General features: G+C 54.6%; 13 protein-coding genes and 7 pseudogenes. 12 read left to right on the top strand and 8 right to left on the bottom strand.

Annotation, left to right across the window (positions count from 1 at the left end):
- The first annotated feature begins 271 nt into the window (after positions 1-271).
- The 3 genes from ACMZI0_RS19200 (at position 272) to ACMZI0_RS19190 (ending at position 2,181) form a co-directional block, all read left to right on the top strand.
- Positions 272-1,042, top strand: coding sequence for a hypothetical protein (locus ACMZI0_RS19200; protein WP_415674150.1), 771 nt, complete (start codon positions 272-274; stop codon positions 1,040-1,042).
- 153 nt (positions 1,043-1,195) lie between these two features.
- On the top strand, positions 1,196-1,621 hold the full coding sequence (locus tag ACMZI0_RS19195) for a hypothetical protein (protein WP_415674149.1): 426 nt from the start codon (positions 1,196-1,198) through the stop codon (positions 1,619-1,621).
- Positions 1,621-2,181, top strand: a complete 561-nt coding sequence (locus ACMZI0_RS19190) for an RNA polymerase sigma factor (protein ID WP_415674148.1) — start codon at positions 1,621-1,623, stop codon at positions 2,179-2,181. The genes ACMZI0_RS19195 and ACMZI0_RS19190 overlap by 1 nt, the downstream gene beginning before the upstream one ends.
- Here the strand turns inward: ACMZI0_RS19190 and ACMZI0_RS19185 are convergent.
- Complete coding sequence (locus ACMZI0_RS19185) at positions 2,160-4,388, bottom strand: YgiQ family radical SAM protein (protein ID WP_415674147.1); 2,229 nt, start codon at positions 4,386-4,388, stop codon at positions 2,160-2,162. The two genes, ACMZI0_RS19190 and ACMZI0_RS19185, sit on opposite strands and share 22 nt — an antisense overlap.
- Positions 4,389-4,614: 226 nt before the next feature.
- Here ACMZI0_RS19185 and ACMZI0_RS19180 point away from each other — a divergent pair.
- A pseudogene (locus ACMZI0_RS19180) lies at positions 4,615-5,154 on the top strand (epoxyqueuosine reductase QueH); the annotation flags it as partial.
- A gap of 95 nt (positions 5,155-5,249) precedes the next feature.
- Here ACMZI0_RS19180 and glgC read toward each other — a convergent pair.
- From glgC to nikR, 7 genes and pseudogenes are all read right to left on the bottom strand, one after another.
- A pseudogene (gene glgC / locus ACMZI0_RS19175) lies at positions 5,250-6,406 on the bottom strand (glucose-1-phosphate adenylyltransferase); the annotation flags it as partial.
- A gap of 15 nt (positions 6,407-6,421) precedes the next feature.
- Positions 6,422-8,336 (bottom strand): annotated as a pseudogene (gene glgX, locus ACMZI0_RS19170) (glycogen debranching protein GlgX); the annotation flags it as partial.
- Positions 8,333-8,966 (bottom strand): annotated as a pseudogene (locus ACMZI0_RS19165) (alpha amylase C-terminal domain-containing protein); the annotation flags it as partial. The pseudogenes glgX and ACMZI0_RS19165, both read right to left, overlap by 4 nt.
- 54 nt (positions 8,967-9,020) lie before the next feature.
- Positions 9,021-9,377, bottom strand: a pseudogene (locus ACMZI0_RS19160) (ABC transporter permease subunit); the annotation flags it as partial.
- Between the two features lie 155 nt (positions 9,378-9,532).
- Positions 9,533-10,305, bottom strand: a pseudogene (locus ACMZI0_RS19155) (ABC transporter substrate-binding protein); the annotation flags it as partial.
- Positions 10,306-10,314: 9 nt separating this feature from the next.
- Positions 10,315-11,112 (bottom strand): class I SAM-dependent methyltransferase, encoded by a 798-nt coding sequence (locus ACMZI0_RS19150; RefSeq protein WP_415674146.1) that lies wholly within the window; start codon positions 11,110-11,112, stop codon positions 10,315-10,317.
- Positions 11,113-11,326: 214 nt separating this feature from the next.
- A pseudogene (nikR, locus tag ACMZI0_RS19145) lies at positions 11,327-11,725 on the bottom strand (nickel-responsive transcriptional regulator NikR).
- 495 nt (positions 11,726-12,220) lie between these two features.
- On the opposite strand from nikR, the gene ACMZI0_RS19140 reads away from it, so the two are divergent.
- The 8 genes from ACMZI0_RS19140 (at position 12,221) to ACMZI0_RS19105 (ending at position 20,322) form a co-directional block, all read left to right on the top strand.
- A complete protein-coding gene (locus tag ACMZI0_RS19140) occupies positions 12,221-13,330 on the top strand; it encodes a thiamine pyrophosphate-binding protein (protein WP_415674145.1) in 1,110 nt (369 codons plus the stop codon).
- Positions 13,331-13,594: 264 nt separating this feature from the next.
- Complete coding sequence (locus tag ACMZI0_RS19135; protein WP_415674144.1) at positions 13,595-15,073, top strand: nucleotidyltransferase domain-containing protein; 1,479 nt, start codon at positions 13,595-13,597, stop codon at positions 15,071-15,073.
- A gap of 15 nt (positions 15,074-15,088) precedes the next feature.
- Positions 15,089-15,466 carry a citrate/2-methylcitrate synthase gene (locus tag ACMZI0_RS19130; RefSeq protein WP_415674143.1) on the top strand — a complete coding sequence of 126 codons (378 nt, stop codon included), beginning with the start codon at positions 15,089-15,091 and terminating at the stop codon, positions 15,464-15,466.
- An 8-nt stretch (positions 15,467-15,474) separates the two neighbouring features.
- Positions 15,475-16,311 carry a citrate/2-methylcitrate synthase gene (locus ACMZI0_RS19125; RefSeq protein ID WP_415674142.1) on the top strand — a complete coding sequence of 279 codons (837 nt, stop codon included), beginning with the start codon at positions 15,475-15,477 and terminating at the stop codon, positions 16,309-16,311.
- Positions 16,298-17,485 carry a Gfo/Idh/MocA family oxidoreductase gene (locus ACMZI0_RS19120; protein ID WP_415674141.1) on the top strand — a complete coding sequence of 396 codons (1,188 nt, stop codon included), beginning with the start codon at positions 16,298-16,300 and terminating at the stop codon, positions 17,483-17,485. Before ACMZI0_RS19125 ends, ACMZI0_RS19120 begins: the two co-directional genes overlap by 14 nt.
- Complete coding sequence (locus ACMZI0_RS19115) at positions 17,482-18,246, top strand: hypothetical protein (protein WP_415674140.1); 765 nt, start codon at positions 17,482-17,484, stop codon at positions 18,244-18,246. The genes ACMZI0_RS19120 and ACMZI0_RS19115 overlap by 4 nt, the downstream gene beginning before the upstream one ends.
- Complete coding sequence (locus tag ACMZI0_RS19110; protein ID WP_415674139.1) at positions 18,236-18,688, top strand: MFS transporter; 453 nt, start codon at positions 18,236-18,238, stop codon at positions 18,686-18,688. Before ACMZI0_RS19115 ends, ACMZI0_RS19110 begins: the two co-directional genes overlap by 11 nt.
- Complete coding sequence (locus tag ACMZI0_RS19105; RefSeq protein ID WP_415674138.1) at positions 18,685-20,322, top strand: AMP-binding protein; 1,638 nt, start codon at positions 18,685-18,687, stop codon at positions 20,320-20,322. The genes ACMZI0_RS19110 and ACMZI0_RS19105 overlap by 4 nt, the downstream gene beginning before the upstream one ends.
- The last annotated feature ends 29 nt before the right edge of the window (positions 20,323-20,351 follow it).

The following is a 20,351-nucleotide window of genomic DNA, read 5'->3' as shown; positions in this document are numbered from 1 at the left end:
AGACCTTCCGCAGTATGGTTGATGGCTACCACAGGCACTAACGGAGAACCCCATATCACGCGTGAACAGTTGCGCGCGCTGCACGTAAGCCGCGCCCTGTATCGCTGGTTCCTGCGGCGTTTTCCAGAGGGCGGCAGCTATCAGGCTATTCACGAGGCGCTGATTGGCGATGGCCACAGCGCCTGGCTAGAAAGTCTGGTGGATTTATACCTACGCGCACAGCTTTGGCGCGCTGCCGTTCCTCGAACAGGAGCTCCGCAGTACGAGAGCAATGGCGGCGCAACTCACGCACAGTCAGACAGAGCAGTTGCACATCACCCCGCGCAGCCACGCCAATGGCCGCTTCACGCCAGTACTCTCATGCACTTTGCAATTTGCCAGCGGCGATCATGCGCTAAATCTCGGCTGCTCCGGCTTTCAAAGTAATCTGGCCTCCACCGGCAACGGCAACTTTATCGGCCAGTCCGGTGATAACGGCAGTATCGCCAGCGCAGGCTACGGCTGCCAGTTGGTGAGCAGCGGCTTTGCCGCCAAGATGAGCAATAGCGGGCAAAACTGCCGCATCAGCGCGTTGGGCGATCGCGCCCGCATCGCCAATTGCGGTAACGCCACGAAAATCAGCAGTGCCGGTCGCGGCACCCACATCACCAACAGCGGCAGACGCAATTACCTCGCCAGCCAAGGTGCATCGACGCGCGTGGCGAATGCAGGTGATGGCAGCCATATTCGTACGCAGGGCGCGGGCAGCCGCATTACCAACAGCGGCGATAACGTCACGCTACAGGCCAGCGGTGCCGACAGCGTGTTTTGCTCTACCTGCAGCGTGCAACATTTCACGCTGGGCGCTGGTGGCTGTGCCGCACTAAGCGACCATGACGGCACACGCCTGCGCTTTGTCACCGTGTACGAAGGGGAAAACGGCATCGTCGCCGGTGTCGCCTATCGCCTGACAGAGCAAGGTAAGATTGAAGCCATAGACGATCCGCTCGCGGATAGCGCTGAAAATCAACGCCTCGCACCTGCCCACCGCGTCAACGGCTAATGTTATCTCAGTAACGGCATCACGCCGTTATCCCGACGCAATACGCACCGCCTCTGGCTTCAGCAATTTTTTGCAAAAAAATTGCGTCCTGATGCAAATATTTCTCCGCCTGATTCGTCTACCTCACTATCAGAACAACACGGAGTAAATGACATGCACGATCGTAAATTTAAAATGCTGGGTATTGGGCTGCTGGCTATTGTGGCGATCGCCACGCTGGTGATGCTGCTGTGGAATGCCTTGCTGCCTGCCATTTTTGGCGTCCAAAGCATTGGCTTTTTCCAGGCGCTGGGTCTGCTGATCCTTTGTAAAATACTGTTCGGCGGCATAGGCTACCGAGGATTCTTTGGCCGCCACGGACGCGAAATGCGTGAACGCTGGTTAGCCATGAGTCAGGAGGAGCGCGACGCCTTTTTCCACCAACGGGGATTTGGCTCACACGAGGATCGGTGCGGTCACCGTTTTCATCGTGGCCGTTTCGCGCATCATCGTGGCGGGCATCAACAATATAACGGCAATCATGATGACGCCCCGGTTGCGAGCGACAAACCCGCCGACCAAAACGGAAAAACGGAGTAATGGCTAACGCCATGCAAAGGCAAAACGTACTGCTCGCCTCACTGGAAGCCTGCCAACGACGACTGCGTGCGTTTATTGCCCGGCGCACGCACAGCACGGCAGAGGCGGAAGATATCTTTCAGGAAATCAGCTATCGGCTTATCAAAGCTGACAGCTACCTCAATCCGATAGAGCACGTCTCTGCCTGGCTATTTCGCGCTGCGCGCAACGAGTTGGTCGATCGCTCGCGCAAACCGCACGACATGTCGCTGACGGAAATGGCTGCGGATAGCTGGCCGGAAGGCGATGAGCTGGCCGATATTCTGTTCAGTCCGCCCGATAGCGCAGAAGATGCCTATCTGTACCAACTGGTGTGGGAAGAGCTAGCGGCGGCGCTGGAGGAGATGCCACCGCTGCAACGCGAGGCCTTTGAAAAAACCGAGTTGCAGGGCTACAGCTTCAAACAGTTGGCGCAAGAAACCGGCGTCGCCGTGGACACGCTGCTGTCACGCAAACATCAGGCCGTGCAGTTTCTGCGCGTCCGGTTACAGTGGCTTTATCAGGCCGTAACGGAAGAGTGAGGCGATTGCCGATCACTCCTTTCCGGCCTGGCCCTGCTTGCCGCTTCCTTTCCAATGCTTTTCTTCACCGCAGGCCGCCGCCCTTCTCCCGTGAATCGGGTCAGTGCGGGCTGCGTGTTTTTATCCTGAGCCGAACTTCTCTTGTGATAGGGTTTGGCATTGTAGCGCTCATCGACCGTTGCCACCGGCACCAGACATTCACGGCGATTACCGATCAGGTGCTTCATGCCCATCGAAGTTAATGCCTCACGGATCAGTGGCCAGTTTGCCGGATCGTGGTAACGCAGCAGCGCCTTATGCAAACGGCGCTGGCGATCGCCGCGCGGCACCACCACTTCTTCACTGTGATAATCCACCTTGCTGAGCGGATTCTTGCCGCTGTAATACATGGTGGTGGAACTAGCGAGCGGCGACGGATAGAAATTTTGCACCCGATCCAGCCGGAAACGGTTCTTTTTCAGCCACAGCGCCAGATTGACCATATCCTCATCGCGCGTGCCAGGGTGAGCGGCAATAAAGTACGGGATCAAATACTGCTCTTTGCCCGCCTGACGCGAATAGGTGTCAAACAACTCTTTGAAACGGTGATAGCTGCCCATGCCGGGCTTCAACATCTTCGATAACGGCCCCTGTTCCGTGTGTTCTGGGGCAATCTTCAAGTAACCGCCCACGTGATGCTCGGCCAATTCCTTGATATAGCGCGGATCTTCCACCGCCAGATCGTAGCGTACCCCGGATTCAATCAGCACCTTCTTGATGCCCTTCAGGGCGCGGGCACGGCGATAAAGCTGAATAGTGGGTTCATGGTTGGTATCCATGTGCGCGCAAATTTCCGGGTAGACACAAGAAGCACGACGGCAGGTTTGCTCGGCTTTGGGTGACTGGCAGCGCAGCACGTACATGTTGGCGGTTGGCCCACCCAGATCGGAGATAATGCCGGTGAAACCCGGCACTTCGTCACGGATCGCTTCAATTTCTTGCACAATCGACTCTTGCGAGCGGCTTTGAATAATTCGCCCTTCGTGCTCGGTAATCGAACAGAAGGCACAGCCCCCAAAACAGCCACGCATGATATTGATGGAAAAGCGAATCATGTCGTAAGCCGGAATGCGTGATTTGCCATAAGAGGGGTGTGGCACCCGTTGATACGGCAAGGCGTAGACCGCGTCCATCTCATCCGTCTGCAACGGAATGGCAGGCGGATTGATCCACACATAGCGATCGCCATGTTTTTGCATCAGGGCGCGCGCGCGGCCTGGGTTGGTCTCATGGCGCAAAATCCGCGAGGCGTGGGCGTACATCACCTTGTCGTTTTTCACCTTCTCAAACGAGGGCAACAGCACATAGGTTTTTTCCCACGGCTTTGGCTTGTGCGCCCGTACGGTAATGGGCTTAGCGCTGGTGGAACCTTTGACCGTGTGCTCTAGGCAGGGCAGATCGTCACCGTAAGGATTGAGGATAGGCTCAATGCGACCAGGACTGTCCAGCCGGGTGGAATCCACGCCCGTCCAGCCGGGCAGTGCGGTTTTACGCAGCACGGCGGTATTGCGCACATCGACGATTGAGCTGATAGGTTCTCCTGCTGCCAGACGGTGTGCAATTTCCACCAGCGGCCGCTCGCCGTTGCCGTAGATCAGCAGATCCGCCTTGGCATCCACCAGCACTGAACGGCGCACCTTGTCCGACCAATAGTCGTAGTGGGCGATGCGGCGCAGGCTGGCCTCAATGCCGCCCAGCACCACCGGCACATCGCTAAAGGCCTCCTTGCAGCGCTGGGTATAAACCAGTGTGGCGCGATCCGGGTGCTTACCGGCAATATTGTCTGGCGTATACGCATCATCATGACGCGCTTTACGATCGGCGGTGTAATGGTTGATCATCGAATCCATATTGCCCGCGGTCACGCCGTAAAACAGGTCCGGCTTGCCCAGACGCATAAAGTCGTTTTTCTGCGTCCAATCCGGCTGGGAAATAATCCCGACCCGAAACCCCTGCGATTCCAGCATCCTGCCGACGATCGCCATGCCGAAGCTGGGGTGGTCTACATAGGCATCCCCCGTCACCAGCACGATATCGCAACTGTCCCAGCCCAGCTCATCCATCTCTGCGCGACTCATCGGCAAAAATGGCGCAGTGCCATAGCACTCGGCCCAATAGCGCGGATAAGAAAATAGATGGCGTTCAGGAACAATCAGGCTTGTAGACACGGTCAACTCTTCAACACAGGGGGTTATCAGGGCGGGAAATTCTACCGATTTCCCCAGAAAAAGGGCGGGAATTTACACAGGAAATGAGACAGATCATGAAAATTGCCCTGCGCAAAAAACTCGCACCCGGCGTTGCAAGAAAACACCCAAGGTTAGGCGGCTAGCCATCCTGCGCATTATCAATGCTACAATTCTGGCAAGTATAGCCACGTCAAAGAATGTGTTTATGACCAGCACTGCATTGAAACGCCCGATACTAACGCTCCCTAACGGGGCGGACAAACTCCTGCTGCATTCGTGCTGCGCCCCGTGTTCAGGGGAAGTGATGGAAGCCATTCAGGCATCAGGGATTAACTACACCATTTTTTTCTATAACCCCAATATTCATCCGCAGAAGGAGTATCTCATCCGCAAGGAAGAAAATATTCGCTTCGCAAAGAAGCACGGGGTGCCATTTATTGATGCCGATTACGACACGGATAACTGGTTCGAACGGGCAAAAGGGATGGAGTGGGAACCTGAGCGCGGCGTTCGCTGCACCATGTGCTTTGATATGCGTTTCGAACGCACCGCTCTCTATGCTGCGGAAAACGGCTTTAACGTTATCAGCAGCTCGCTCGGCATCTCGCGCTGGAAAAACATGCAGCAAATTAATGACTGCGGCCAGCGGGCCGCCGCGCATTACCCGGGAATGGTGTACTGGGATTACAACTGGCGTAAAGGGGGCGGCTCTGCGCGCATGATAGACATCAGCAAGCGGGAGCAGCTCTGAACATACATGTAATACCCGCATTCTTGCTCCCACATTCCCCTCACTTCCGACGCCGTGAACGACATCGTCATCAACGACATCATCGTGAACTACAGCTTCGCCGACATGGCGCGTGTCACCAGCACAATCCCCTCTTCCGAGCGGTAGAAACGGCGGCTGTCTTCAGCGGCGTTTTCACCAATCACCGTACCCTCGGACAGTACACACGCGCGGTCGATGACGCGGCGCCGCAGGCGGCACGAACGCCCCACGTTCACATCCGGCAACAACACGGACGAATCGATGCTGCAAAACGAGTTCACCCGCACGCGGGGAAACAGAACTGAATGCGTCACCACCGATCCCGATACGATACAACCGCCTGAGACCAGCGAATTCACGGTCATTCCATGGCTGCCCGAACGATCCTGTACAAACTTGGCGGGCGGCAATTGATCCATGGCGGAGCGTATTGGCCAGTTTCTGTCGTACATATCCAGCTCCGGCGTCACAGAAGCCAGATCGAGATTAGCCCGCCAATAGGCCTCGAGCGTTCCCACATCGCGCCAGTAATGGCAATCAGCCTCACCCGAGGTGACGCAGGAGAGCGAAAAAGGGTGTGCCCAGGCATCGCGTTGCGCGACAATTTTCGGGATCAAATCTTTACCGAAATCGAGTGAAGAGCCCGGCTGGTTGACGTGCTCTTGCAATAAACGATAAAGATAGTCCGCATTAAAAACATAGATCCCCATGCTGGCGAGCGCCATTTCAGGATCATCCGGCATCGGCGTGGGCTGATCCGGTTTCTCATCAAAAATCAAAATACGCCGCTGTTTATCCACGCTCATGATGCCAAACGCGTTCGCTTCAACGGTACGGGCAAGCAAGCCACGGTACATTGCGCCTGTTTATCGACGTGATCGATGAGCAAACGTGAATAGTCCATTTTGTAGATATGATCGCCAGCCAGGATCACTACATACTCCGCACGATAACGCCGAATGATGTCGAGGTTTTGACAGACGGCATCTGCGGTACCGCGATACCAGTGATCGGTCTCCTGCCGCTGCTGAGCAGGCAGCAGATCGACGAATTCATTCATCTCTGCATTGAGAAAAGACCAGCCACGCTGAATGTGCTGCACCAGCGTGTGGGATTGATACTGGGTGATCACGCCGATGCGGCGAATCCCCGAATTCAGACAGTTCGACAGGGCAAAATCGATGATACGGAATTTTCCGCCAAAATGGACGGCGGGCTTGGTGCGCAGCACTTCTGAGGCCTCAAACGGCGGCGACACCAGCCAATCTCCTGCGGGCAGCGACATCTCGCACGGCGACGCGCCCGCATTAATCAGCAGTAACCAATCAGACGACAGGACGATTTGTAAACGGCGCCCTCCCTGCTCCCAGGCCGACGGCGTGAGCGGCTGCGCCCGTTCATTCAGCCACTGCACACGGCCATCCCCATCTTGCCACCAGGCATCCTGCTGTAGCGCCGGGATGGCGCGTCGCAGTCGAATCAGCCCGGCGGTAAAGGCACTCAAGGCGTTATCCGCCGTTTCCCAGTTCAGCCAGGTCAGGTCGTTATCCTGACAGTAAGCGTTGTTATTCCCCTGCTGGCTGTGACCATGCTCATCCCCCCGCCAGCAGCATGGGTGTGCCCTGCAACAACAGCAGCGTGGTCAGCAACGCGCGTTGGCTGGCTGCACGGCGCGCCAGCGTAGCGTCATCGGCATCCAGTCCTTCGGTGCCATGGTTGTTGCTGAAATTGCTGTCTGTGCCGTCGCGGTTATCTTCCCCGTTGGCGTGGTTGTGCTTATGGTTGAAGCTGACCAGATCGCGCAGCGTGAAACCATCGTGAGCGGTGAGCTTGTTAACCGATGCATGCGGCAAACGCGGATGTTGCTGAAAAATATTGCTCGAGGCAGCAAATCGGCGGGCAAAACCGCCCAGAGAAATATCGCCGCACGGCCAGAAGCGGCGCATATCGTCACGGTAGCGATCGCTCCACTCGGCAAAGGGCGCGGGGAAACGCCCAAGTTGATAGCCGCCATCGCCAATATCCCAAGGCTCGGCAATCAATTTCACGCCGTGCAAACGCGGCTCTTCGCGCAGGGCGGTAAGCAACGGAGCGGTAGGGTCAAACGCAGGCGTTCTGCCCAAAACGGTGGCCAGATCGAAACGGAAACCATCTACGTGGCATATTTCGCGCCAAAAAATCAGGCATTGCATGACCCAATCGATCACCGCAGGATGATTGAGGCGCAGCGCATTACCACAGCCCGTCCAGTTGTGGTATTCCCCCTGCTCGGTCAGCCAGTAATAACTCTGGTTATCAATACCTCGCAGCGACAGCGTCGGCCCTTCGCCATCCAGTTCTGCTGAATGGTTAAACACCACATCGAGAATCACTTCGATACCTGCACGGTACAGCGCCTTGACCATATCGCGGAATTCATTGAGCGCGTCATCACGCGCAGCCAGGCTGGTTTCAACGGCAAACGGCAGCAGCACGTTATAGCCCCGGTAGTTGCGCAGCCCCAGTTTCTGTAGACGCGGCTCGTCGGCATGTTGCTGTACTGGCAGCAACTCAATGGCAGTAATGCCCAACGTTTTCAGGTAATCCGTCATAACCGGATGCGCCAGACCGCTGTACGTCCCACGCAGCTCTGCGGGAATCTCGGGGTGTAACTGCGTCAGGCCGCGCACGTGAGCCTCGTAGATCACGCTCTCGCCCCACGGGATGGACGGCGGAGCGTCATCTTCATCGTAGCTTTCATCCACCACCACGGCTTTTGGCATCACCTGAGCGCTATCACGCTCATCCAACACATCGACACCGCCTTGTAGACTATCGTCATCAACAACCCAGCCATCTAACTGGCGAGCACAGGGATCAAGCAGCAATTTATGCGGGTTAAAGCGATGACCTTGTTGCGGCGCGAAGGGGCCATAGACCCGGTAACCATAACGCAGTCCGGGGCGCGCCATCGGCTCCTGCGCGGTTAGCGGCAAATAGCCGTGCCAGATATCCCCCGAGCGGGATGGCAGGGTAAACCGGTGTTCTTGCTGGTGGGCATCAAACAAACACAATTCCACCCGTTCGGCATGGGCAGAAAACAGCGCAAAATTAATGCCCTGTTGATCGACGCTGGCACCTAATGGCGCGGGCTTGCCCGGCAGCAGTGAGGTCATGGCACCTCCTTCGCCAGATACAGCGTCGCCAGCGACGGCAGCGTTAATACCAGCGAATGGGCGCGGCCATGGCTCCCGATGGCCTCGCTCTCCAGCGTTCCGCCGTTACCCAGATTGCTGCCGTGGTAATGCCAGGAGTCGCTATTGAGGATTTCGCGCCAACGCCCCGGCTGGCTGATTGATACCGATGCGGTAACCTTCGCGCGGCACGGGGGTGAAATTGCTCACCACCAGCACCTCATTGCCTTGCCTGTCACGGCGCACAAAGGTAAACACCGAATTTTCCCGGTCATCCACCACCCGCCATTCAAACCCTTCCGATTGGAAATCCAGCTGATAGAGCGGCGGCTGCGCACGGTAGCAGTGGTTCAAATCCTTCACCAACTGCTGTATGCCACGGAGCCATCCTTCCGGTTCATCCAGCAGATGCCAGTCCAGACTGGTATCGTGGTTCCACTCCCGCCCCTGAGCGAACTCGCCGCCCATAAACAGCAGTTTTTTGCCGGGAAACGCCCACATAAATCCGTAATAGGCGCGCAGATTGGCAAATTTTTGCCACACATCCCCCGGCATACGATCGAGCAGTGAACGCTTCCCGTGCACCACCTCATCGTGCGACAGCGGCAGAATATCGATGAGAAAATTACCCACCACAAACAGCAGCGCCATTAACAGCACATAGGCCTGCATCATTGGGTAATCACGTTGAAAGATCGCCGAAACGCACAGACGCCCCAACCCCGGCCAGGAAAAGATGTTCTCGATAATCAACGTACCGGCAAACAGCTTCGGGATGCTCATACCGAGAGCGACCAGTGGTGAATAGAGTGTATTAACAAGGACATGACGCCACAGGATACGGCGCGAACTTAAGCCACGCGCGCGCGCATAGTCGACATAGGGTTGATGCAGATGCAGATGCGCCAGCATATTGGCACGCAGCAAGCGTACATAAGTGCCAAGGTAGCCTAACGCCAGCGTCAACGCGGGCAGGATAACCGCCCCGGCGCATCGATACCCCCCACCGGCAGCCACTGCCATTTCACCGCCAACAACCAGATCAGCAACAGCCCCACCCAATAATTGGGCATCGCAGTCAGAAAAAACAGGCCAGCACGCAGCAGTTTATCTGGCCAACGCCCGGCACTCACTACACACAGTGATGCGATCGCCAGTGATAGTGATAATGTCACAATCATCACCAGCGCCCGCGAGGCGATCGGCGCACTGATCAGCGTTTTAAAACGCCCTGCCGCTTGCAATGCAGCAAAATTATCGCCGTCCAGCATGTCGCCATCGGCACCAAAAATCAGCTGAATATCGCCTTTTTCGAATGCCATCAACATACTTTGCCTGTCAGGAATTACGCGCCAGACAACCCGCTGCAATTTTGGTGCTGCCCCCAGTAGTGAGGATTCGCGCTGAAAATCGCATACTGATTCTTTACCTGCTCGTTTAACAGCCACGGCCCCGTGCCCGCGTAGCCGCTCACGCCTTCTTTGGTTTGCCCGTTGATAAAGTTTTTCGGAGAGATGAAACGAAACGGGAGCGTCAGCCCCAATTCCACCAATGTCGGGTAGTAGGGATGGCGCAAATGCAGCACCAACTCTAACCAGGCATGGCGCTGATAATTGGCCAGCACCGCATCGATATTCAGTTTTACCGCCTGCGCATCGAATGGCTCTCCGTCGCTGAAGATCACGCCATGACGCAGATGAAAGGTGTACGTTTTGCCATCCGGCGAAATCGTCCAACGCTCAGCCAGCCAAGGCTGCACGCCATTGTCTGTATTGACCACCAGCGACTCAAAGACCATATTTTGCGCCGCCATCTCCCCACTGTAGAGATGCGGGTTGATATCACGAATGTCCTTGGTGCTGACATAATTGAGCGCCGTGGGCGTTTGCGCCACCACACTCCCGACACCCAGCAGCAACGCTGCCAACCCAATCCCCGTCATCAGCTTCATGCCACCTCCCTATTTTTCCGCACAGATCATAAACATCGGCGTCGAGGCGTAGTTAACCTTTTCTGTTTCATCCCACAGCGTATCGCCAACGCGCGTGTCCAGCATGATTTTATGGTAGCCACACTTGAGCAACGCCTGCGTATCCCACTCCGGGCGATGCTCGCGACTGAGCGGCAACTGGCGGGCTATCGCCTCCATGGCACGGGTATCGGTATTCACGTAGTGATCATCCAACCCGAGATAACGCGCATTAGCGCGATCTTCCAGATAACCGAGGCGCGAGGACTCATCAAAAAGTTGCAGATACCAGTTTGCATCAAAATTAAGCAGGCGACCGCCGGGAGCCAGCAGGCGGTGCCACTCCCGGTATGCGCGCAGCGGTACAGCCAGATTCCAGGTCACGTTACGCGTGACGATCAGATCGAACTGATTATCAGCCAGCGGCATCGCGTGCACATCGGCGGAGACAAAATCGACGTGCACACCGTAATGAGCGGCATTGGCACGCGCTTCGGTAAGCATCGCTTCCGTCATATCTACAGCGGTAACCCGATGCCCGGCCAGTGCCAACGCCACAGCAAAAAAACCAGGGCCGGTGCCAATATCCAACACGCGTAGCAGGGGAGCGTCGGGGGTATATTCCATGATTTTTTTCAGCCAGCGGGCGCGTTTGACATTCGCTAGTTCGGTGGCGTTGATGTGGCTATATTCGGCGGCACGGTGCGTCCAATAGCGCTGGACGTCCTGATTTAATGCGGTATTTTCGTCAACGACAAGGTCACTGTCTTCAGCAAGTATCGAGCTCACTCGGTCATTCCTGTTAAACGCCATTCAGGCCGAATGCGCCAACACCATGTCGACAAGCGTGCTTTATGCACCGCGCCTAAAGGGGGAAGAGGTTGTTATTGTAAGGTGATTTATAGCAGATTGGTACAGACGGTTTAACTGCCAAGTATGAAGTTTAAAAAAAATCATACTTCTTTGATCTTGCTTAATTCTTGCCCACTTTAGTGGGCGAATTTCAGCACGGTATCAGGTTGAGTCGGCCGTGTCGCACGCCGGTTTGCGCCATCACCGATTCGGCAAAAACCTCCACCTGAGCCGTGGTTCCGCGCAGAATCAAGGTTTCTACGCACTCATCATGACTGAGGTGGGCATGCATGGTTGAAACGGTCAACCCGTGGTGATCGTGCTACATCTCAGCTAAACGACTGGAAAGCTGGCGTTCATGATGATCGTAGATGTAGCTCAATATCGCCACACAATGGCCTTGCTTATCCTGATCCAGCGTCATTTCACCGAGCTCGCGCCGCAACATATCGCGCAACGCCTCAGAACGGTTGGCATACCCTTTACGGCGCATCAGTTCATCAAAGTCCTGCGCCAGTTCATCATCCATGGAGATGGTCAGTCGTTGCATGTTGCTCTCGTCGCAGCAAACCCATTTTTGGGACTAAGAATGAAGGTATTATAATAGGATGTTGACTTAAGGGATATCTTTCTTCTTCAGATGGAGAGAGAAATGTGCAGGTTTCATATTCATTGAACATAAGCACCAATTGAATACCATTATCATGCCGAATATGTTTAATGTAGAAAATCAAACAACTCGAGAAAATCGCATAATAATTTCCGAAGCAATAATAAGAATCGAAGCCTATCTCACCGTTGATAGCGATCATTTGATTTTCACCTGACGTTTATTTTCTATTGATGCATGACATATATACTCTGCACTACCAAGCCTTACTATTTCACTCACTGTTATTCTAAGAGATAACAGCTTGTGATTTTTACAGTCACAAAGGTAAAAATACAATTTTTGATAAATGAAATCATTCGACATGATTATTAAATATACCTAACACATCCGGGACCGTAATTATCCAGCAGACCTAACGGACAGGAGTTGAAAATGCGATTTGATGAACTGTTTCTTAAGGCCATGTCCAACATGGGCATAAAAAAATGTTTCGGCATTATTGGCGGTGAAGCCGAAGCGATAAGCTTTGATAAATCGTTTGGCGTGGCTTTTTATTTAACAAGACATGAATTTGCTGCCGGAATTATGGCTGATGTTGCAGGCCGACTGACCGGCATGCCCCACATGTGTTGGGCCACATTTGGTCCAGGATTAACCAACATGGCAACGGGCGTATGTTCCGCCATGTTGGACCGCTCTCCAATGGTCGCCTGCCCCGCGCAAATTCCACGCTCACAGATCAGATTCAACCTGACGCATCAATGCATTGATAACGTGGCGTTGATGTCTGGAATCACCAAATCCAGCCTGCAACTGGAAAATGCGCACGCATTGGTTTCACAGGTACAAACGGCGTTACTGCGTGCGTTGGAGGGGTTGCCGGGCCCCGTTTACCTCAGTATCCCTCTGGATCTACTCAAAACGGAAGTGCCCGATCACGCGGCAATGGACATTCTGCAAACAGTAAAGCCACTCGCCCAGACGAAGAAAGCCAAGCCTGCGCGTGCCGATATTATCCGTGCTACTCAATACATTGCCGATACTAAACACCCAATGATTGTCATTGGCAATCAGGTTATCCGCGACAACGCGCAGGCGAGTGTTTGCCGTTTTGCACAGCAGCTCAATGCGCCGATTATCTGCTCCCTTGCCGCCAAAGGTGCAATGGCCGCACAGATATGTCATTCTGAGGCCCGGGTTATCGCCTTTTGCGGTGACGGTGGATTTCACTCCACCAGTCAGGATCTCGAAACCCTCGCTCGTTATTCGCTACCGGTGGTTGTCGTCGTTCTGTCGGATTCAGCATTTGGTCTTATCAAGTATTACCAACATCTCGATCGTTCTGAAGCAGAAAGCAATTTGACCGAGTTTGGCCCGGTTGATTTCACTCTTCTGGCTAAAGCCAATGGCGTATCGGCCATAAAAGTTTTAGATATTACCGAGCTTCAGGATACATTAGAAAAGGCATTTCAGACACACCAGCCCCATCTAATAGAAATATCCGTTAAATATGATTATGACCTTTTACAGCATATCGCCTGACCAACGCATTACTTTCATCGCAAAGGAAAGCATTTCTCTCACTTACATAAAACGATTTTCAATGTTACAGACTATTTACCATACGAAAAGTTTCCGATGAGATACATAGTAAATCATCAGAAAGCTGATTGTAGCTTATTATTGAAACACGTAATAGGAAATAGGGTTAAGCACGTATTTATAGGTAATAAAAACCACCAACGAGTAAATATCCGACTCTTTTCTTTCCGTCAATAACGCCAAATACACGGACCCATAGCCATCATGAATCAAAAAACAGATGCCCGTACGCAGCATTTTTACACCACAGCCAAATATCTGTTTGGCGATAACCTGTCCGGCATCGCAGAGACAGATGCCTTTTTACGGCAGCCTGATTATTCATCACGCGCTGTAGGCCATTATTATTTGATTGTGCACGAAGATGGCGGGGGAAAAACGGCATCTGCCACGCAGTATCTGCAAGCAGAATTTCCCGAGCTGTCACTGAATTATCTTACAGAAAGGGAACTGGCCGACTATCCCGCTCATGGTCGCTGGCAGTTCCACACCTGCCCCTGGCACTACCGTAACTCACAGGTCGAACGCACACTGGCGACGTACGAACCCGATTTCCCGGATGCACTGCGGCAGGCAACCTTCGCCACGACCCATATCGCTCGCCTCTACTACCTGCACGATTTGCCCGCAAAAACGCATGTATGGGGCGTGCGACAACTGGGCTGGGCGATGCGCTACGCCGAAAATGGACTCAGCAAACTGCTGGGGCAGTTAGAAACGCGCCATCATTCTCCACTGCCCGTCGCGGGAATGAATAAAAAAGATATACGCTGGTTAACCTACGCCAACAGTCACTGGCCGCCCTTTGAGCTCTCACTGTTGGAAGATGTCAATGCTTTTCGCGCCGCCGCCGCACGACTGAGCACTATCGCTGAGTGTTATGCACAACACATTGCCGCAGGCTACCCGGATACACAGGGCGTGATAACCCAACGCGCCGAGACAGCACCGGCAGCGCTTCACACCATAACGGCACCAATTGCCGATGCGCTCCATGCGGCCTTTGGCGACCGTCTGCTGTCACTGTACCTGTATGGCAGTGCTGCTCGCGGCGACATGCGAGCGGATTCGGATATCGATCTCATGGTCGTTGACCATCCAACGCTGGAGCAGGTCCGACGCATCCAGCACCGCTTTGAAAAGCTGGCCCTCTCCGTCTATAGCCTTAGCAACATCCGGCAATACCCAACATTTCGGCGCTATGGCCTGCTCAACGGTACACGCCACCTCGCCGGACCGTTCTGTTTTGCGCAGACAGATACCCCATCAGCGATCGTGAACGCCATTGTGAATAACCTCTACACCATCCGTCAGGTCGCACGCGGCTATCTGGTAAGCGGATGTTATGGGCAACGCGCACATTACGTGTTAAGCCTGATGGTGAAACTGGCCGACCACGGCTGCCTTCGCCCCTTGCAGCAATTGCAAAGCCACCACTATCCCACCAACCGGGACGAGGCAATCGCCTATTTTTCTGGCTGTGAATTCGCCGCCCCCCTGCTCGAGCATGCTTCCCGGTTAACGATTGAAGAAGAAACACTGTGTATCGAACTCATGGCAGGAAAGCACCAACGCCTCACGCAACACTGGTTGAGATTAAATACCTTTGCCAACCGTGTCGAAAATGCGGTCAGGCAAAATCTCACAGAAAAGAGCACAGGCATGGGTGTCGCATGCCGCTAAAAAGGAGATGATCCCATGAAGTATCATCACCACGATCTGTCGGATTATTTTGATATCGAACATATAGATAACCCGCTGGTACTCAGACCGCAGCGTCATCATGCCGCATTGTGCACACTCGATGAAGGATTACTCCACACGGCGATTTGCCGGAGTCACGTCAGCAGGATAGATCCTGTCACACTCCAGATAACTTACCGTGGATATGACGTCACCACGTTGGTCGATTGCGCGGACTTTCTCGATGTCGCCGTGCTTCTTCTGACAGGGGAGGTCGATTCAATCAGCGCGCTTGCCTTTAAGCGGCTGATCGCGCGTTACGTTTTTCAACTCAGTGAATTACCCGCACTGCCTTTCACGCATGCCTCGATCTTGACCCGGTGGACACGCTGATACGCTCGGTGCTAACCGCATTAGCCTCAGAGAAGGTAAAGAAAACGGAATTGAACGGGCCGCTGCCGGTTGCAGCGTTCCTACTCTCCGCAACAGGCATCGCTATCGCCCGCTATGCCCAAGGTCGCCGTACAGGCAGCCCCTCTAGTCAGCACACCTCTGCGTTGATATATTGGGGTAATGACGCCATCGCTCAACTCCTGCAAGCCGCATTTTCCTGCCCGCCAGAACCCATCACCGTCTCGTTGATGAACCGATTTTTGATTCTTCATGCCGAGCACGGTTTGAACTGTTCCACACTGGCCGTTCGCACTGCCGCCAGCAACGGGGCCGCTCCTTTTGCCGCCATTGTCGCAGGGCTGTGCGCGTTCAAAGGGCCATTACACGGTAGGGCAAGTCGCGAAGTCGGCATGCAGCATGACCAATTGCTGCGGGAATCGCAGGATGTTTCTCGCTACATTGATGATTGTCTGACCCACGGGCGTCGTCTGCCAGGCATTGGGCACCGCCTCTATAAACAACCCGACCCGCGCGCCGCCTATATGCAACGGCTATTGCAAAATGCCCGTGCCGATTTTGCATCGGTATCGCCTCATATAGACCTGTGTGACGCTATCGTTCATCACGTGAATCACCGGCCCTATTTCACCCAGCGCGGGCTGCATCCCAACCCGGACCTGTTCAATGGCATTTTGCTACGGCGTATAGGTTTTCCACCTGAAATGAATACGTTACTGCTGTGCCTGAGTCGAACCGTCGGGTGGCTCGCACACTATTACGACAGCGTCAGCAGTAAGGCCCCCCTTATCCGCCCGCAGGAGCTTTACGCTGATGAAGAGAAATAAGCGTATCACACGGTTGATGATCATCGGCTGCGGCCCGCATTTTATCGATCGTTACAGCGAGGTGTTGATCAAACAACGCCCGGATATTGAAATTGCCATTGTGGTCGATCTCGAGCGGCGCAAAGACGCCGTCATGCGCGCAATGGCAGCAAAAGGATTATCCCCTGAGCGGTACATTTTCTTTGACGAAGCGCACCGCAATTTCCCGCCGTTGGATGAAATTCGCTCACGGCTGAATCACATGCCAGAGCTTGTGGGAGTTGATGCGGCACTGATTTGTACGGAGCCGAAAGCGCATCTTGCCTATGCGCTGTGGTCGACGGAACAAGGGCTGGATATCTTTATGGATAAGCCGATTACCGCGCTGACCCACAAAAAAATGCCCGAGCAGCTTCGGCACGAGTTTTTATGCTTGCTGAAAGCGCAGCAACTCGCCGATGTTCGTTTCGTTGTCAGCTGTGAGCGACGCATGCAGATAGGCTACCACTATATCGATCTGGTGGCACGGCTGGCGCGGTTAAACTGCCGCCTGCTGGACGTCGATATGGCAGATCCCGTGCTGAAGGTGACGCGGGTCAGACACCAAGATCTGGGACAGGTGTTAAAACCAGAAACCTATCATCACATGGGCATTTATCAAGACATCAACCATCAGGCAATCCCGTACGGCTGCGGTGAACTGGATATCACCCTCACCGGGCACTATCAGCACCAGCAGCGTTTTCGTATGGGTTTTTGCCTGCAATTACTGGAGACATCGGTTTCCGCACGCCACGTCCCTGACGAACCGCCGGGAACAGGCCGAATCCGGCAAGAAACCGTGCACATTCACCTTGGCAATCTGTGCTCCATTCGCGTGGTTTCTGATTCGCTGCACAAGCTAACCGATACGGCGGAAAAATTTGATATCACTATCGCCCTCAACCCGCAGGTCGCTGCAGGTGAACCCATCCGAAAAATCGACAGAGCCGAATTGTCCGAGAAAGAACCGCAGTTGCCCATCACGTGCGGCCTGAACGTATTCGCCCGGCGCGCGCAGTTGCTGGATTTTCTCGCCGGTGGTGAAGCCTGTTCTCCACTGGCAAGCCACGCTGACACACTGTCTTTACTGGTCAAAACCTGTCAGGCGATGCGGGCGTTACCCAACGCAGAACATGAAGGAGCAGTGATGTGAAACGGGTATCACCCCATAAATTAGTCCTTTTAAGCTTTACTCAGGGCACGCTATTTTGGACGGCATCCGGCACGGCAGTCAGCTTCTTTCCGCTGTTGGCAGCAACGCTACACTTGCCGGCCCATGAAGCGGGTCTGTTTGTTGCTGGTGCCGCCATCGGGCGGGCCGTCTTCCAGCCTTGTGCGGGGCTGATGATCACCGCCGATAACGCGGGAAGCTACTACTTTGCCGGGTTGGCCTGCGCTGTCGGCAGCAGTGTGATCCTGGTATACGCCCAACATCCCGGTTGGCTCACGACAGCGCGCCTGATGGAAGGGATAGGGCTCTCTCTTTGTCGTTTCCTGGCGAACGCTTCTGAATCGTACTTTGTCGTTTCCTGGCGAACGCTTCTGAATCGTATGGCACACCTGCGTTTTTTCGATGCGATAAACGACAGTTATGTGGTGTCACAAAATATTGGCCGCACGCTGGGACCTGCGATCGGTGGCATATTTGGTGGCCTGCTATGGTATTCAGGCCGCATTTGTCTTCCCGGCACTGCTGTATACGCTGTGCCTTCTCCTGTCATACCGCTATCGCCCCCGTTACCCCAACCGCACCACCATTCCCACGCGGCAAACGCTACGCTGATGCGATCTGTGCAAGATTATTCAGCGCCAGAAACCCCTTTTTGTTATCCATCACATCGAGTTTTTCTGTCTGGGATTATGGCTGTCGGGCTGGCCTGTCTATGCCGTTATCGCCAATGGAATGACCACTGAACAGCTTGGGTATTCATTTTCGCTGGCGGCCTTGGGCGGGCTTGCGTTATTCCTCACCAAGCCCTGGACATCAAGGCTATCTGTTGGCAACCGGCTGGTCCTCTCGCTGGCGCTGTTGACGCTCCAGCCGATAGCCGCGGCGGCAATCACCCACTGGCCGCTCTTCTTCGGCTTACTCATCGCCGCCGGTGGACTGGGTGGCGCACTCTACTTTACCAGTTTTCATCGCTTGCTGAGCAACACTGTCTCGGTTGAAAAAATTCCGCTGACCTATGGCGTATTAGGAACCAGCACTTTCCTCAGCCAGGCGGCCGGCCAAGCAGCGGCGCCTTTACTATCACACGCGTTTTCCGCACGAGCGCCAATAGTACTCGACGCCGTGCTGTTATCCGCCTGCCTGCTCGTGGCTTTAGTCGTACGGATTGAGAGGCACAATACATGATGACAGCTCCCCTTACCGCCAATCTCAACAAGTGTGCCGCGAATTACGCACCGCTCTCACCGCTCAATTTTTTGGTACATGCGGCCACGGTATACGGTGACCAACCAGCCATCGTCTACGTCTACACCCGACGTACCTGGCATGAAACCTACCAACGCACTTGCCGTCTCACCAGCGCCATTACTGCCTCCGGCATTGAGCGCGGCAGCACGGTCGCAGTGCTGCTACCCAATATTCCGGAAATGGTTGAGGTCCACTTTGGCGTCCCGATGGCTGGCTCGGTGCTGAATACCCTCAACACCCGGCTCGATGCTGCATCACTGCTGTTCATGCTACGCCACGGCAACGCAAAGATGCTGATCGTTGATACCGAGTATTCCGATGTTATCCGACATGTAGCGCGGGAGCTCCCTGAATTACCGCTTATCAAGGTAACCGACAGGATACCGGCGAATCCGCGTATTTTTTCTGGCGCTATCGAATACGATCATTTTCTGGCAAACGCGGTTCATGAGCCCGAATGGACACTGCCTGACGACGAATGGGATGCCATCGCCCTTAACTATACCTCTGGCACCACGAGCCAGCCGAAGGGGGTGGTCTGCCACCATCGCGGTGCCTATCTCGCGGCCCTTGGCAACCTGCTCGAATGGAACCTGCCCATGCACCCCGTTTATTTATGGACGCTGCCCATGTTCCACTGTAACGGCTGGTGTTTTCCGTGGACCATTGCAGCACGCGCGGGAGTGAATGTTTGCCTGAGAAAATTCGACGTCAATACCGTCTTTGAACTGATTCGTCGCGAACGGGTTACACACTATTGCGCCGCTCCGATTGTGCAACGGGCTCTCACCGACGCTGCACAGGGGGACATCAACCATCGCGTACATACGCTTGTCGCGGGAGCCACGCCTTCTCCCGTACTGCTCAAAAAAATCGAAAAGATGGACTTTGAGGCGCTACACGTCTACGGACTGACGGAAGTCTATGGCCTCGCAACGGCCTGTACGCCGCAGCGCCATTGGCGCAGCCTACCTGACTATGAGCGCGCCCGGTTGAACATTCGACAGGGGGCTTGCCACCACATGCAGGCGGAGGTGAGCGTGCGCGATCCCGACACCCTGTTACCCGTACCCGCAGACGGCGAGACGCTCGGCGAAATCATGGTACGCGGTAATCTCTGTATGAAAGGCTATCTCAATGATCCAACGTCAACCGAGGAGGCCTTTCGCGGCGGCTGGTTCCACACTGGCGATCTCGGCGTGATGACCAGAGATGGCTACATCCAGTTAAAAGATCGCGGCAAGGACATTATTATTTCTGGCGGAGAGAACATTTCCAGCATAGAGATCGAGAATGCGCTGTATCAGCATCCCGCAGTGGCCATTGCAGCGGTCATCGCGCAGCCTGATGCGACATGGGGCGAAGTGCCTTGTGCGTTTATTGAGTTACGCGACGGCATGCAGGCCAGCGCAGAAGAGATCGTCACGCACTGCCGCCAGCGCCTCGCGGCTTACAAGATACCCAAAGCAGTGCATTTTGGCGAGCTGCCCAAAACATCGACCGGTAAGATAACGAAGTGCGCACTGCGTGACAGGCTACGTCAGGACAAAGAAATCAGCGGCAGAAAATGAAGCGGTGTGACATGCCCCGCACAATGCGG

The sequence above is a fragment of the Symbiopectobacterium sp. genome (genome assembly GCF_047692315.1).
GTDB lineage: Bacteria > Pseudomonadota > Gammaproteobacteria > Enterobacterales > Enterobacteriaceae > Symbiopectobacterium.
This window is presented reverse-complemented; position numbering and strand designations above follow the sequence as displayed.

Coding starts and splice junctions, on each gene's coding strand:
- ACMZI0_RS19200 (WP_415674150.1), top strand. CDS start 272: ATGGCGGCGCAACTCACGCACAGTCAGACAGAGCAGTTGCACATCACC.
- ACMZI0_RS19195 (WP_415674149.1), top strand. CDS start 1,196: ATGCACGATCGTAAATTTAAAATGCTGGGTATTGGGCTGCTGGCTATT.
- ACMZI0_RS19190 (WP_415674148.1), top strand. CDS start 1,621: ATGGCTAACGCCATGCAAAGGCAAAACGTACTGCTCGCCTCACTGGAA.
- ACMZI0_RS19140 (WP_415674145.1), top strand. CDS start 12,221: ATGCGATTTGATGAACTGTTTCTTAAGGCCATGTCCAACATGGGCATA.
- ACMZI0_RS19135 (WP_415674144.1), top strand. CDS start 13,595: ATGAATCAAAAAACAGATGCCCGTACGCAGCATTTTTACACCACAGCC.
- ACMZI0_RS19130 (WP_415674143.1), top strand. CDS start 15,089: ATGAAGTATCATCACCACGATCTGTCGGATTATTTTGATATCGAACAT.
- ACMZI0_RS19120 (WP_415674141.1), top strand. CDS start 16,298: ATGAAGAGAAATAAGCGTATCACACGGTTGATGATCATCGGCTGCGGC.
- ACMZI0_RS19110 (WP_415674139.1), top strand. CDS start 18,236: ATGACCACTGAACAGCTTGGGTATTCATTTTCGCTGGCGGCCTTGGGC.
- ACMZI0_RS19105 (WP_415674138.1), top strand. CDS start 18,685: ATGATGACAGCTCCCCTTACCGCCAATCTCAACAAGTGTGCCGCGAAT.